The organism is Micromonospora sp. LA-10 (assembly GCF_051853095.1).
In the GTDB taxonomy this organism is placed as follows: Bacteria; Actinomycetota; Actinomycetes; order Mycobacteriales; family Micromonosporaceae; genus Micromonospora; species Micromonospora echinospora_A.
Window position 1 is genome coordinate 5,820,845 of sequence record NZ_CP195710.1, and the last position, 14,236, is coordinate 5,835,080.

Sequence of the window (14,236 nt, forward strand, 5' to 3'; positions counted from 1 at the left end):
TGCCGGGGTGGCCGGGCGGGCCGGGCAGAATCGCCTGGTGCCCGTCCACGAGATCACCGACCCCGACGACGACCGGATCGCCGACTACCGCGCGCTCACCGACGTGGAGCTGCGTACCCGCTGGGAACCGCCGCACGGGCTGTTCATCGCCGAGGGGGAACTGGTGCTGCGGCGGGCGCTGCGGGCCGGCTACCCGGCCCGGTCGTACCTGGTCGACGCGAAGCGGGTGGACCAGCTCGCCGACCTGGACACCGGCGACACCCCGGTGTACGCGGCCACGCCGGAGGTGCTCCAGCGGGCCACCGGCTTCCACGTGCACCGGGGCGTGCTCGCGTCGTTCCACCGCAGGCCGCTGCCGTCGGCCGACGAGGTGCTGGCCGCCGCCCGCCGCGTGGTGATCCTGGAGGACGTCAACAACCACACCAACCTGGGGGCCGTTTTCCGGGGCGCGGCCGCGCTCGGCGTCGACGCGGTGCTGCTCTCTCCGACCTGCGCCGACCCGCTGTACCGGCGCAGCGTGCGGGTCAGCATGGGCGAGGTGTTCGCGGTCCCGTACGCGAAGCTCGACAGCTGGCCCGGCGGGCTGGACCAGGTCCGGGCGGCCGGGTTCACGGTGCTGGCGATGACGCCCGCGCCGGATGCCGTACCGATGCAGCGGCTGACCCCGGCGCAGCGGGAGCGGGCGGCGTTGCTGCTCGGGGCGGAGGGGCCGGGGCTGACCGCGGCGGCGCAGGCCGCCAGCGACGTGCGGGTGGTGATCCCGATGCGGCGCGGCGTGGACTCGCTGAACGTGGCCGCCGCCGCGGCGGTGGCGTTCTGGGAGCTGGGGCGCGACGACCCGCTCTGACGGACCGGCTTGCATGACCATGCGAGACCGTGCATAATCTTCCTTGTGTCCAAGGTTCTCACCTCCCTGCCCATCGGCGAACGTGTCGGCATCGCCTTCTCCGGCGGCCTCGACACCTCGGTCGCGGTCGCGTGGATGCGCGACAAGGGCGCCGTCCCCTGCGCCTACACCGCCGACATCGGCCAGTACGACGAGCCCGACATCGCCTCGGTGCCCGGCCGCGCCCACACCTACGGCGCCGAGGTCGCCCGGCTGGTCGACTGCCGCGCCGCGCTGGTCGAGGAAGGGCTGGCGGCGCTGACCTGCGGCGCCTTCCACATTCGCTCCGGCGGGCGGGCCTACTTCAACACCACCCCGCTGGGCCGTGCCGTGACCGGCACGCTGCTCGTCCGGGCGATGATCGCCGACGACGTCCAGATCTGGGGCGACGGCTCGACGTTCAAGGGCAACGACATCGAGCGGTTCTACCGCTACGGCCTGCTGGCCAACCCGCAGCTGCGGATCTACAAGCCGTGGCTGGACACCGACTTCGTCACCGAGCTGGGCGGCCGCACGGAGATGTCGGAGTGGCTGCTGGAGCGCGGCCTGCCCTACCGGGACAGCACCGAGAAGGCGTACTCCACCGACGCCAACATCTGGGGCGCCACCCACGAGGCGAAAACGCTGGAACACCTCGACACCGGCATCGAGACGGTCGAGCCGATCATGGGCGTGAAGTTCTGGGACCCGTCCGTGGAGATCCCCACCGAGGACGTCACCATCGGCTTCGACCAGGGCCGCCCGGTGACGATCAACGGCAAGGAGTTCGGCAGCGCCGTCGACCTGGTGCTGGAGGCCAACGCCATCGGCGGCCGGCACGGCCTGGGCATGTCCGACCAGATCGAGAACCGGATCATCGAGGCCAAGAGCCGGGGCATCTACGAGGCCCCCGGCATGGCGCTGCTGCACGCCGCGTACGAGCGGCTCGTCAACGCCATCCACAACGAGGACACGCTGGCGAACTACCACAACGAGGGCCGCCGCCTCGGCCGCCTCATGTACGAGGGCCGCTGGCTGGACCCGCAGGCGCTGATGCTGCGCGAGTCGCTGCAGCGCTGGGTCGGCACGGCGGTCACCGGCGAGGTCACGCTGCGGCTGCGCCGGGGCGAGGACTACTCGATCCTCGACACCACCGGCCCGGCCTTCAGCTACCACCCGGACAAGCTGTCGATGGAGCGCACCCAGGACTCGGCGTTCGGCCCGGCCGACCGGATCGGCCAGCTCACCATGCGCAACCTGGACATCGCCGACTCCCGGGCCAAGCTGGAGCAGTACGCCTCCGTCGGCATGGTCGGCGGCGGCAACCCGCAGCGGGTCGTGGGCGCCGCCCAGGCGGCCTCGACCGGGCTCATCGGCGCCATGCCGCAGGGCGGTGCCGAGGCCATCGCCTCCCGGGGCGTGCCCACCGCCGAGGACGAGGCGCTCGACCGGGCCGCCATGGAGTTCGGCGTCGACTGATCCACCACCGTCCGGCTCGTCCTCCCCGGCGAGCCGGCCGGTGCGGCCCTCGGCAACGCTGGTGACGCAGGGTAGCGTGTCGCCCGTGTTCCCTACCGTGCGTGAGGTCCTGGACCTGGTGCCGATGCGCCACGGTGCGCCACGCCTGGTCGCCGGGAACGCCGGGCTGGACCGCCCGGTGCGGTGGGTGCACATCGCCGAGGTGCCCGACATCGCCACCCTGCTCGGCGGCGGGGAACTGGTCCTGACCACCGGCATCGGGCTGCCGGCCGACGACGCCGGGCTGCGCGAGTTCATCGGCACCCTCGCCGACGTCGGCGCCTCCGGCCTGGTGGTCGAGCTGGGCCGCCGGTACCTCACCGGTGTGCCCCGGGTGATGGCCGCCGCCGCCGAACGCCGCGGCCTGCCCCTGGTCGAGCTGCGCCGGGGCACCCCGTTCGTCCGGATCACCGAGGCGGTGCACGGGCTGATCGTGGACGCCCAGCTCACCGAGCTGCGCGCCACCGAGGAGATCCACCAGCGGTTCACCGACCTGTCGGTGGAGGGCGCCGAACCGGCCGAGGTGCTGCGGCAGGCCGCCGAGCTGGCCGGCTGCCCGATGGTGCTGGAGAACCTGTCCCGGCAGGTGCTTGCGTACGACCCGGCGGGGCAGAACGCGGAACTGCTGCTGGACGGCTGGGAACAGCACTCCCGGCAGATCCGCCCGGCCGGGCGCACCGCGTACGACCCGGGCAGCGGCTGGCTGGTCACCACAGTCGGGGCGCGCGGGCAGGACTGGGGACGGCTGCTGCTGCGCTGGCCGGTCGCCGAGTCCGCCCCGCCGACGCGGCTGACCATCCTGATCGAGCGGGCCGCCTCCACGCTGGCCCTGGGGCGGCTGATCCGCCGCGACGCCGAGGGCCTGGAACGGCAGATCCACCGCACGCTGCTGACCGCGCTCATCGACCACTCCCGCCCGGTGGACGAGGTGGCGCTGCGCGCCAAGGCGCTCGGCGTCGTCCTGGACCGCCGGCACCTGGTCGGCGTGGTGGTCCGGCACCGCGGCGACGAACCGGCCGCCGACGCCGGCCCGGGCGCCGACGCCGACCCCGAGGCCGGTCCGGCCCGCCTGCGCGACCTCGCCGAGGCGGTCGGCCAGGCCGTGCGGGACGCCAAACTGACCGCCCTGACCAGCGCCGTCGACGACCACGCGGTGGGGGCGCTGCTGGCGTTGCCCGACGCGGCCGCCGAGGAGAAGGCACTCGCCGCGTTCGCCACGGCGTTGCGCCGGGTACGCCTCGACGCCGCCCCGTCCCGCCCTCCGGCCACCCGCACCGTGGTGGCGGCCGGTTCCGGCGTGGGCAGTCTGCGCGAGGCGCGCCGCTCACTCGTCGAGGCGCGCCAGATCGCCGAGGCGGCCCGGCGGGACCCCCGTGACCTGCCCTGCTACCGGCTGCCGCACGTCGGGCTGGCCGGTCTGCTGCACCTGCTGCGTGACGAGCCCCGGTTGCAGACGTTCGTCGAGCGCGAACTCGGGGCACTGCTAACGTACGACGCCCAGCACCCCCGCGAGCAGCTGCTCGGCACGCTGCGCGCGTACCTGGAGCAGGGGCGGAACAAGTCGGCCGGCGCGGCCGCGGCGCACCTGTCCCGGCCGGCGTTCTACGAGCGGCTGGCCCGGATCGGCCGCATCCTCGACGCCGACCTGGACTCGGTCGACAGATGCCTGTCACTGCACGTGGCCCTGCTGGCCCTGGACGCCATCCGCACCCCCTGACCCCCGGCGCGGCGCTCGGCCGAGCTCGCCGATCTTGGACTTGTGGCGCCCGCGATGCCCAGAAACGCGGCTTTTGCGCGGCACCACAAGTCCAAGATCGATGAGACGGGAGAGTTGATCATGAGGTTGAGCCGGTGATTCGCCCGAATTCGCCCCGCTAACTTCATGATCGACGGGGCGGGGGCGGGGGCGGGGGCGGGGAGAGGGGAGAGGGCGGGGTCAGGTTAGGGCGGTCAGGGCCTTGGCGTAGGGGGTGGGGACGAAGTTGGGGCCGCCGGGGGTGAAGACGTCGGAGGTCGCCGCCGCCTGCCAGGCGGTGTCGGGCAGGGCCGCGACCAGGGCGCGTACCACCGGGGCGTCGCGCCACTGGTCCTGCTGGGCGAGCAGGCTCAGCGCCACCACCGACTCCTCCACCTCGCCGACGCACTCGAACGGCTTGTGCCCGTCGACGCCGAGCAGCTCCCGGTAGCCGGGCACCTGGGACTCGTCGGCCAGCAGGTCACCGCCGAAGATGCCGGTCAGCCGCTCCCGGGGCATGAACGGCGCCATGGCCAGGAACACGAAGCGGCACTTCGGGCAGTCCCGGCACCACCGCTCGCTCGCGTCGCGCAGCTTGAACGCGGCGTTGCAGCTGGTCACCACCGCGTCGTACCGGTCGATCTCGGCGAACAGCCGGGCGATGTGCAGCTCGGACAGGGAGCGCAGCAACGAGAAGTACGGCTCGGTGAGCCCGGCGTGCTCGGCCAGCGCCGCGCGCAGCAGCCCTTCGGCCTCGACGCCCTTGGACCACTGGTGGTTGATCTCGTGGCCGTTCCAGATCAGGTTCGGGTCGGACGCCGAGCGCTCGTTGGACATCACCACCGGGCCGAGGCCGTGCAGCACGGCGGTGGCCACGGCGATCAGCGAGTTGATCGCGGTTACCGGGATGTGCCCGTTGCGCGCGCCGGCCGCGTTCAGCTCGAACAGCACCGGGTCCAGCCGTCGCCGGGCGGCCAGCGGCACCAGGTCCGACGCCTCGTTCACCGACACGATCACGTGGTTCGGGTTGACCGAGAAGGGCACCGGGTCGAGGCCGGCGCGGCGCAGCGCCTCCAGCGTGACGATGGAGTCCTTGCCGCCGCCCACCGCCGACAGCGGACGCCGGTCTGAGTTGTCCAGCGGAGTCGCCGGGTCCACCGTCCCGGCGGGCACCTCGGGGCGCAGGTCCAGCACGTACGGCAGGTCGTTGCGGTACGCGTACTCGGCGAGGCCCTTGGTGTAGACGGCGGTGACCAGCTCGACGGCGGCGGCGCCCAGCGGCGCGGGCAGCACCAGCCGGGGCGGCGCGGCGGCCTTGTAGTAGCTGACGCCGGCGACGACGTGCAGCAGCTCCAGGACCCGCGCCAGGATGGCCGCGGTGGCGCCGGAGACCGGCTCGGACGGCAGCGGAAGCGTGATCACCTCGGTGAATCGCTGCTCGCCGTCGGGGCCGGTCAGGGCGTAGTCGAACAGGACCTCGCCGGTGGCGAAGTCGATCGAGTAGGACGGGAAGGTGAAGGCGTCCATCCGCCGCAGCTGCTCGTTGGGCACACGCCATACTAGGCCCTGGTTCGTCCGCCCGTGTCCGGCTGGGCCGACCCCCGACCGCCGTGCACCGACCGAGTCCGAGGAGAGCCCGTGCGCCTGTCTGATCTGCGCGGACGTCATGTCGCCGTCTGGGGCGCCGGCCGCGAGGGCCGGGCCGCGGTGACCGCGATCGCCGCGCACGGGCCGGCCGGCCTGGTCGTCGTCGACGACAGCGCCAACTTCCTCACCCTGCCCTGGGAAGGCCCGCTCGCCGACGCGGCGCCGCTGGTCACCGGCGAGGAGGGCTTCGACCGGCTGGCCGCCGCGGACGTCGTGGTCCGCTCGCCGGGGGTGCCGAACACGCACCCGTGGATGGTGGAGCTGCGCCGCCGGTCCGTGCCGGTGACCCAGGGCAGCGCGCTGTGGATGGCCGACCACGCGGGCCGGACCGTCGGGGTGACCGGCAGCAAGGGCAAGAGCACCACGTCCAGCCTGATCAGCCACCTGCTCACCGCGATGGACCGGCCGAACGTGTTCGGCGGCAACATCGGGGTGCCGCTGCTGGACCTGCCGGAGGCCGAGCTGTACGTGCTGGAGCTGTCCAGCTACCAGTGCGCCGACCTGACCGACTCGCCGCGGGTGGCGGTGGTGACCGCGCTGTTCCCCGAGCACCTGGACGCGCACGGCGGTGAGCGGGAGTACTACCGGGACAAGCTGAACCTGGTCGCGCACGGCCCGCACGCCGTGGTGGTCAACGGCGCCGATCCGCGCCTGGCCGCGGAGCTGGGCGACCGGCCCGCGATCCGGGCCGGCTCACCGGACACGACGCACGTGGCGACCGGCCCGGACGGCACGCAGTGGTTCCACCTGCGGGACACGCCGCTGTTCCCGCGCGCGGTGCTGCCGCTGGTCGGGCGGCACAACGAGGGCAACCTCTGCGTCGCGCTCGCCGTGCTGGACGCGCTCGGCATCGACGTGGTGGCGCGCAAGGACAGCCTCGCCGTCGCGGTCGCCGAGTTCCAGGGCCTGGCGCACCGGCTCACCGAGATCGCCGACCCGTCCGGGCTCACCTTCGTCGACGACACGCTCGCCACCAGCCCGTACGCGGCGATGCACGCGATCGACGCGTACGAGGGGCGGCCGCTGACCGTGATCGTCGGCGGCGCCGACCGGGGGCTGGACTACAGCCCGCTGCGCGCGCACCTGGCCGATCGGGAGATCACCGTGATCGGCGTGCCGGACAGCGGCCCCCGCATCGTGGAGGCGCTGTCCGGCCTGCCGTCTGTGCGTACCGAACTGGCCGACGACCTGGTCGCCGCCGTCGGGCTGTCCCGCAAGCTCACCCCGGCCGGCGGGGTGGTGCTGCTGTCCCCGGCCGCGCCCAGCTACGGCCGGTTCCGCAACTTCGAGCACCGTTCCGAGGTGTTCGCGCAGGCGGTGGCGGACACCGCCCGCTGAGTCAGCCGCGCTCCGCCCGGGCGTCGCGCGACGGCCCCGGCTCGGTCGACAGGAGCGCGTCGAGGGACTCGGTGGGCGCCGAGCTGTCGACGGGCTCGCGCGGCCCGGGCGCGGTGGCAGCTGAGGCCGTGGCGGCGGGTGTCGCCGACGTCTCGGCCTGGGCCGCGCGCTGCTTGACCGGCGTCCAGGCGAACGCGAGCGCCCCGCCCACCAGCGCCAGCAACATGCCGACCAGGAACCCGCCCAGGTTCGAGGTGAGCCAGGAGACCAGCCCGAGCACCAGGGAGAGCACCGCATAGAAGACCCGTTGCTGCGGGGTGGTGATCAGCAGCACGCCGCAGATCACCAGCACCGCCGGGACCAGGTACGCGGCCAGGCCCTGCGGCCCGACGTGCAGCAGGACGCCGAGCGGCGCGCGCAGCGTCACCAGCATCTCCGCGCCGCCGAGCGCGATGAGCAGCCCGGCGGTGAACGGCCGGGCGCGCCGCCAGTGCCGCCAGCGTGCGCGGACGCCGGCGGCGGGCGCCGTGTGCTGTCCCCCGGTCACGTCAGCACCCGTCGGAGCTGAAGCCCATGCGCAGGTTGGGCAGCGTGAAGACCGCGGCGGTGGTGGCGTAGTTGTTCTGCCGCAGGTTGGTGATGGTCACCGTGTCGGCCTGCTGGGCGAACACGCCCGGGTTGCCCTTGACCCCGGGGACCTTGTCGACGGTGCTGGCGTCCTGCCCGACGTCGATGTTCTTGAAGGAGGCGTTGCCGGCGATCTCGTCGCCGTCGACCACGAGCGTGCGGGCGCTGACGGGCTTACCGGAATTGCCGGCGGTGATCCGCAGGTTGGTCCCGCCCAGGTTGATGCTCTGGCAGAGATTCGTCAGCTCGGCCTTGTCGATGGCCGAGACGATCACGAGCACCTGCCCGCCGGTGTCGCCCTGGTTGGGGCTGTCCGGGATCATCTGGTCGAGCGTGGCGAACTGTTCGAACCCGGTCCCCTCCAGTTTGTCGGCGGTGACTGTGAACGGCATGCCCGAGATGGCGAACTGCGCGCCGAGGACACCCTGGGCGGTGAGCATCACCATGCCGGCCGCGCCGACAGTCACGGTGCCGAGCGTGACGGCGAACCGGCGCCAGCGTACGCCGCTTCTCGGTTGATCGATCTGCTCCGACATGCTGGCTCCCTTTCGAGATCAATTCATCCGCGACGATGTGAATTGGATTCGCGGGATGACCGCGCCGGGTGGGCGCAGGCCGAAGTTACCGCTGAGTAAAGGGCCGGTCAACTGCCTGTAGCAGATCGTTGGGCGGTATTTGCCAAAAGCGGCCAAAGTGAAAAACCGCTGCGGTTTTTGATCGATCAGGGATGACCGGGCGGCGCGCACGGCGCCGTGGCGGCCGGTCCGTCGTCCGGCCGGGCGGCCCGGGTGACGCGCCGGGCGCCCTCGGGGCCGAGAAACGGCGCGGTGGCCGCGTACGTGAGCACCGGCAGCAACAGCGGCAGCTCGTCGGCCCGCCCCTGCGCCACCCGCTCGCGGATGGTGGCGTGGATGCCGCCGACCACCGTGGACACCAGCGCGTCGCGATCCACCTCGGTGCCCGCCGGCTCCGGCCCGGCGTCGGCGAAGAACCGGCGGAAGCTGCGCAGCAGCGCGTCGCGTTCCCGGCGCGCGTCCGGGCCGGCCGCGTCCACCTCGACAAGTGCCATCCGGGCGAAGGCGGGCACGCTGGCCAGCACGTCGAGCAGCGTGCGCAGCGCCGCCCGGGCGGCCTGCGGCCAGTTCGGGCCGGCGTCGCGGTAGGCGTCCTCCATCAGGTGCGAGACCACCGCGATGCCGTGCCGGTACGCGGCCAGGAAGGCGTCCTGCTTGCCGGTGAACAGCGCGTAGAAGGCGGGCCGGGTGACGCCTGCGGCGTGGCAGATGTCGCTGACCCGGGCGTTGTCGTACCCCCGGGCGGCGACCTCGCGGACCAGGCCGTCGAAGAGGCGGTCGCGCTGGGTCGCCGCCACCTCCTCGGCCGGCACCCGGCGCGGGCCGCGCTTGATGGCGCGGTCCGGGTCGCGGCCGTGGCGGGCGCCCGGCAGGGGTACGGGCGCCGGCGACGGCGGGCTCGGGACGGTCACCTATCGACCTTTCTTGATGCGTTGACTTTACGACCCTCCGGGGTTTATAACTTTCGACACGCTCAGTTCACGCCCCGTCACCGCTGGTGATCTCTCCTCGTCGGTCACCCCGTACGTGTCGAAGGAGGGCCGGATGGCTGCCATTATCGCCGCGCGCACCCGTCCCCCCAAGGCCGGGAAGACCGAGGTGACGCGGCACCGCCGCACTGCGCCACGCCGCCCGGCCCGCTGAGGCCGCAACGGCGCACCACCACAGTCGGTGGCCCGATCCCGGCCGCCGCACCCACCGGCCCCGTCCACTCCGGACGCCGCCGGCACCGTTTCCTGTCCCACCGCCGGAAGGAACAACCATGCCCAGGTACGGACGCATCGGCGCGGGCCTCGCCGCCCTGGCGCTGCTGACCTCTCTGGTCGGCGCCGCCCCCGCCACCGCCGCACCCACCACCTCGCTGGCCAGCAACGTGCTGACCTACCCGACCGTCGCCGGCACCGCCGTGTCGGTGGGCGACGTCATCCAGGCCAGCCTGCGCAGCGGTACGAACGCCACGTTCTACTCCTCGACCAGCGGCACCACCGGCATCAAGTGCGCCGCGTCCAGCTTCAGCGCCAAGGTGCTGACCAACCCGACCGCCCCCGGCACCGCCACCGAGAGCCTGACCGCGCAGTCGTTCACCAGCTGCACCACCAACGTCTTCGGCACCACCGGCGTGCAGAGCGTCACGGTCAACAACCTGCCCTACACCACGTCGGTGACCAGCGCCGGAGTGGTCACCATCTCCGGTACGGCGGCCGCGCCGATCCAGAGCACCGTCGTGCTCAACTCGCTGCTCGGCGCGATCACCTGCGTCTACCGCACCAGCACGAACACGCTGACCGGTACGGCGTCCAACGGCACCAACTCGATCACCTTCACCAACCAGGCCCTGACCAAGTTCTCCGGCCCGTCGCTCTGCTTCGGCACCGCGTACTTCACCGCCTCGTACTCGCCGGTGAAGGACATCAGCAAGACCGGCAGCCCGGCGGTCTACGTCAACTGACCACACGGCACACGGGCCGGTGCGCGGCACTACGCCGGGCGCCGGCCCCGCACGCCGGTCAGCCCGCCGCCAGCGTCGCGTGCAGCGCGCGCATCGACCGCAGCGCCGACCGGATCTCCTGGAGGTAGCGGCCGGGCGTCAGGGTCGGCTCCGGTACGTCGACCGCGGCGCGCGCGGCCGGATCCACACCGACCGTCTCGATGCCGCACCCGTACGGCACGGCGAGCGTGCGCAGCGCGTCGCAGTGCTGGAACGGCACGTAGATCGGGGCGGTCACCATCAGCACCTCGTCGCCCGCGCGCAGCCGCACGTGTTCGGCCCAGAACCGCTGCGTGTCGGCGGTGTGCGCGCGCCGGCGGTCCGGCTCGCTCGACGGCGCGGCGAGCACCCGCACCGGGGGCAGCCCGGCCGGCCGGTAGGTGCGCGAGGACCAGGCCCGGTGCGGATGACCGGCCGGCTCGCCACGCTCGTCGTCCGGCTCGGTGACACCGAACGCCAGCCGCACCCCGGCGTCGAGGACGTCGACCTCGGTGGCGCAGCCGGGTAGCCCGGCGGCGTCGATCATGCGGCGTTCGGCGGGGGAGAGCGGCCGGAAGCTGCCCAGCACCGCCACCTCGCCGGTCACCTGGGCCGAGGCGCGGGCCAGCAGCGCCGCGTACGCGGTGCGCCGCAGGCAGGCGTGCGCCAGCCCGCCGAGCACCAGCAGGTGCGCGTACCCGGATCGGGCCGGCGCGACGGCGCGGACCAGCCCGAGCGCGTCGGCGGCGCCCAGCACCAGCGCGGCGGTGGCCGGGTCGAACGCCGGCTCCCGGGCGTCCGGGCGTTCCCGTCCCTGCCGGAAGTCCCAGCGGCGGGCGGAGAACGCGTCCAGGCCGGCCAGCACCGCCGCCAGGTCGCCGTCGGGCCAGTCACCGCCGAAGCGCGCCACCAGGCTCCGCACCGGGCCGGACTCCACCCAGTACCGGATCCCGGCCAGGAGGTGTGCCCGCGTCGTCCCCGCCACGCCACCCGGCAACGTCACCTGATCCGTCCGCACCCGGCGGATGCTACCGCCGGGCCTTTCGGCGCAGTGCCGGTTGTCCCCGCCCCGGTCGTGGTGGGAACGTGCGGGGATCCACCTCCGCTGAAGGGTGCGCCGATGACCTCCGACGACCTGCTGGCCCGGCACCGGGCAGTGCTCCCGTCCTGGATGCCGCTCTACTACGCCGAACCGCTGGAACTCGTCGCCGGCTCCGGCCGCCGGGTCACCGACGCCGCCGGCCGGACCTACCTGGACTTCTTCGGCGGCGTGCTGACCACCATGGTCGGTCACGACATCCCGGAGATCCGGGAGGCGGTCGAGCGGCAGCTGCGGACCGGCCTCGTGCACACCTCCACGCTCTACCTGATCCGCCAGCAGGTCGAGCTGGCCGAGAAGATCGCCCAGCTCTCCGGCATCCCGGACGCCCGCGTCTTCTTCACGAACTCCGGCACCGAGGCGAACGAGGCCGCGCTGCTGGTCGCCACGAACCACCGGCGCTCGCACCAGATCCTCGCGGTGCGAAACAGCTACCACGGCCGGTCGTACGCGACGATGGGCGTCACCGGCAACCGTGGCTGGTCGGCCAGCGCGCTCAACCCGTTGCAGGTGGCCTGGCTGCACTCCGGCGAGCGGCTGCGCGGGCTGCTGGCCCGCCTCGACGCCGCCGACCGGGTCGACGCGGCGGTCGAGGACCTGCGCGAGGTGCTCGCCACCCAGACCGCCGGCGACGTGGCCTGCCTGATCGCCGAGCCGGTCCAGGGCGTGGGCGGCTTCGTGCACGGCCCGGACGGCCTGTTCGCCGCCTGGAAGAAGGTGCTGGACGAGCACGGCATCCTGCTGATCAGCGACGAGGTGCAGACCGGTTGGGGCCGTACCGGCGAGCACTTCTGGGGCTACCAGGCGCACGGCGTGACGCCGGACCTGCTCACCTTCGCCAAGGGCGTCGGCAACGGCTTCGCGCTGGCCGGGGTGGTCGGCCGGGCCGAGGTGCTGGAGTCGGTGCCGGCGATCAGCTTCTCCACGTTCGGCGGCAACCCGGTCTCCACCGCCGCCGGCAACGCGGTGCTCGACTACCTGCTCGACCACGACCTGCAGGCCAACGCCGCCCGGGTCGGCGCGATCCTCGGCGACGGACTGCGCGCCGCGACCGCCGGGCTGGACCAGGTCGCCGAGGTGCGCGGCAAGGGCCTGATGCTCGCCGTCGAGTTCGTCCACCCGGGCACCGTCGAGCCGGACGCGGCGCTGGCCACCCGCGTCTTCGAGGCGTGCCGGACCGGCGGCCTGCTGGTGGGCAAGGGCGGCCTGTACGGCAACGTGATCCGGATGGGCCCGCCGCTGACGCTCACCGAGGACGAGGCCCGGGAGGGCCTGGCGATCCTGGTCGACGCGATCCGCGCCTCGATCGGGGCGTGACCGTCAACCGGGCCGGCGCCGGACTGCCCGCCCGGACCTGAGCAGCCGCAGCAGACCCGCCCCGGCCAGGTACGCCACCAGCGCCGGGGCGGGCAGGCCCAGCGGCTCCGGCGCCTCCTTGGGCGTGAGGCTGTTCAGCAGCAGGCCGACCAGCACGCCCGCGTACCCGGCCAGGGCCAGCCCGGCGCGCAGCCGCCGCCCGCCGACCCCGGCCGGGCCGGTCGCGGCCGGGCGGCGGGTCCGGGCCTCGACCGGGCCGAAGACCGCGACCAGCACGGCCAGCACCGCGGCCAGCGCGAGCAGCCACGGTACGCGCCACGCCCACCAGGCCGCCGATCCGACCAGGGGAGCGGGCAGCACGCCGAGCGCGTCCAGCAGGCCGACCAGCAGCACCGCGGCGGTCAGATGCCAGAGGAACAGGGTGAGCACCACCGCGTTCACCGCCAGCACCGCCTGCCACGGGCCGGACCGGCGCAGCCAGCGCCCGGCCGGGCGCCGCAGCAGCAGGATCAGGCCGAGCTGGGCGGCCGCGGCGGCCATCAGCGCCAGGCTCGGCGGCGCCGCGTTGTCCAGCCGCTCGCCGGGGACGTGCAGCATCGGCACCGGGTACGGCCCTGCCGTCGTGAGCAGCACCAGCGCGACCAACCCGCCGCCGAGCAGGGCCGTGCCCGCCCGGCGGGACAGCGGCAGCCCGCGGCGGAACAGGCCCCGGGTTCCGGCGCCGGCCGTGTCGGCGCCGGCGGCCGCGCGGGTGTCCGGCCGGGCCGCGTCGTACCAGGCGAAACCGAGCTGGTGTACGGCCAGCCAGCCCAGCAGGTAGTTGCCGTCGGCGAGCACGGCCGGACCGAGGAGCCGACCGAGGTCGCCGAGCGCGACCAGCACCACCAGCGCCACGGGCACGGCGAGCCCGAACCGGCGGTGCAGCGCGTACATCGGCGGGGTCAGCGCCACCACGGCGACGTAGGCCACCAGGAACCACAGCGGGATGGTGGCGAACCAGACCACCTCGCGCACCTGGGCCGCGTCGGCGCCGCGCAGCGTGGCGATGCCCGCGCCCGCGGCCAGCACCAGCAGCAGTACGGTGGTCGGCCGGACCAGCCGGGCGCTGCGGTCGACCAGCCAGCCCGTCGCCGAGCCGCCCCGGCGGCGGCGCGCGGCCAGCGAGGCGGCGTTGGCGTAGCCGCCGACCAGGAAGAACACCGGCATCACCTGGGCCACCCAGGTCAGCGACCAGGCCCAGCGCAGGTCCGCCAGCGCCGAGTGACCGGAGGGGCGGCCGTGCTCGTACCCGATCGCCGTGACGCCCCAGTGGCCGAGCACGACCATGGTGATGGCCAGCGCCCGGAGCAGGTCGATGTAGCGCTCCCGCCCCGGCGGCGTGCGTTGCGCGAGCTGCCGCAGGCGGCGCATGGGCTCAGGCTAGGCCAGCGCGCCGCGACCGGTACGGATAACGGATCGGTCGAGAGGGGTTGTGGTCCCCGTCGCACTGTCGTAGAAATTCTTCAGTGGAAATGCCTCTTGTGAAGACAAGCGACAGATCGTTCACCGG

12 protein-coding genes are annotated in these 14,236 nt (G+C 73.6%); 6 read left to right on the plus strand and 6 right to left on the minus strand.

Features of this window, described 5'->3' with window-relative positions; translation table 11 throughout:
- The first annotated feature begins 7 nt into the window (after nucleotides 1-7).
- The 3 genes from ACSDG8_RS27420 (at nucleotide 8) to ACSDG8_RS27430 (ending at nucleotide 4,100) form a co-directional block, all read left to right on the plus strand.
- Nucleotides 8-847: a TrmH family RNA methyltransferase gene (locus tag ACSDG8_RS27420; protein ID WP_307856109.1), complete on the plus strand. Its 840-nt coding sequence runs from the start codon at nucleotides 8-10 to the stop codon at nucleotides 845-847.
- 45 nt (nucleotides 848-892) lie between these two features.
- Nucleotides 893-2,344, plus strand: a complete 1,452-nt coding sequence (argG, locus tag ACSDG8_RS27425) for an argininosuccinate synthase (RefSeq protein WP_116507134.1) — start codon at nucleotides 893-895, stop codon at nucleotides 2,342-2,344.
- Nucleotides 2,345-2,420: 76 nt separating this feature from the next.
- Nucleotides 2,421-4,100 carry a PucR family transcriptional regulator gene (locus tag ACSDG8_RS27430; protein WP_210895116.1) on the plus strand — a complete coding sequence of 560 codons (1,680 nt, stop codon included), beginning with the start codon at nucleotides 2,421-2,423 and terminating at the stop codon, nucleotides 4,098-4,100.
- A gap of 219 nt (nucleotides 4,101-4,319) precedes the next feature.
- Here ACSDG8_RS27430 and ACSDG8_RS27435 read toward each other — a convergent pair whose 3' ends face one another.
- A complete protein-coding gene (locus ACSDG8_RS27435; RefSeq protein WP_210895117.1) occupies nucleotides 4,320-5,669 on the minus strand; it encodes a hypothetical protein in 1,350 nt (449 codons plus the stop codon).
- Nucleotides 5,670-5,756: 87 nt separating this feature from the next.
- Between ACSDG8_RS27435 and murD the strand changes: the two genes are divergently transcribed.
- Nucleotides 5,757-7,103 (plus strand): UDP-N-acetylmuramoyl-L-alanine--D-glutamate ligase, encoded by a 1,347-nt coding sequence (gene murD, locus ACSDG8_RS27440; protein ID WP_210895118.1) that lies wholly within the window; start codon nucleotides 5,757-5,759, stop codon nucleotides 7,101-7,103.
- A 1-nt stretch (nucleotide 7,104) separates the two neighbouring features.
- Here murD and ACSDG8_RS27445 read toward each other — a convergent pair whose 3' ends face one another.
- The 3 genes from ACSDG8_RS27445 to ACSDG8_RS27455 all read right to left on the minus strand — a co-directional run bounded on the left by ACSDG8_RS27445 (nucleotide 7,105) and on the right by ACSDG8_RS27455 (nucleotide 9,216).
- Nucleotides 7,105-7,650, minus strand: a complete 546-nt coding sequence (locus ACSDG8_RS27445) for a DUF6114 domain-containing protein (protein WP_210895119.1) — start codon at nucleotides 7,648-7,650, stop codon at nucleotides 7,105-7,107.
- 1 nt (nucleotide 7,651) lies between these two features.
- Nucleotides 7,652-8,266 carry a DUF6230 family protein gene (locus ACSDG8_RS27450; protein ID WP_210895120.1) on the minus strand — a complete coding sequence of 205 codons (615 nt, stop codon included), beginning with the start codon at nucleotides 8,264-8,266 and terminating at the stop codon, nucleotides 7,652-7,654.
- Nucleotides 8,267-8,451: 185 nt separating this feature from the next.
- Complete coding sequence (locus tag ACSDG8_RS27455; RefSeq protein ID WP_210895121.1) at nucleotides 8,452-9,216, minus strand: TetR/AcrR family transcriptional regulator; 765 nt, start codon at nucleotides 9,214-9,216, stop codon at nucleotides 8,452-8,454.
- Between the two features lie 350 nt (nucleotides 9,217-9,566).
- Here ACSDG8_RS27455 and ACSDG8_RS27460 point away from each other — a divergent pair, with 350 nt between their 5' ends.
- The gene (locus tag ACSDG8_RS27460) at nucleotides 9,567-10,253 is read left to right on the plus strand and encodes a Tat pathway signal sequence domain protein (protein WP_210895122.1); all 687 of its coding nucleotides are present in this window, start codon (nucleotides 9,567-9,569) and stop codon (nucleotides 10,251-10,253) included.
- Nucleotides 10,254-10,311: 58 nt separating this feature from the next.
- On the opposite strand, the gene ACSDG8_RS27465 is transcribed toward ACSDG8_RS27460, so the two are convergent.
- Nucleotides 10,312-11,274, minus strand: coding sequence for a hypothetical protein (locus tag ACSDG8_RS27465; RefSeq protein ID WP_210895154.1), 963 nt, complete (start codon nucleotides 11,272-11,274; stop codon nucleotides 10,312-10,314).
- A 117-nt stretch (nucleotides 11,275-11,391) separates the two neighbouring features.
- Between ACSDG8_RS27465 and ACSDG8_RS27470 the strand changes: the two genes are divergently transcribed.
- Nucleotides 11,392-12,687 carry an aspartate aminotransferase family protein gene (locus ACSDG8_RS27470; RefSeq protein WP_210895123.1) on the plus strand — a complete coding sequence of 432 codons (1,296 nt, stop codon included), beginning with the start codon at nucleotides 11,392-11,394 and terminating at the stop codon, nucleotides 12,685-12,687.
- Nucleotides 12,688-12,690: 3 nt separating this feature from the next.
- Here the strand turns inward: ACSDG8_RS27470 and ACSDG8_RS27475 are convergent, their stop codons facing one another.
- Nucleotides 12,691-14,097: an acyltransferase family protein gene (locus ACSDG8_RS27475; protein ID WP_210895124.1), complete on the minus strand. Its 1,407-nt coding sequence runs from the start codon at nucleotides 14,095-14,097 to the stop codon at nucleotides 12,691-12,693.
- Between the last annotated feature and the right edge of the window lie 139 nt (nucleotides 14,098-14,236).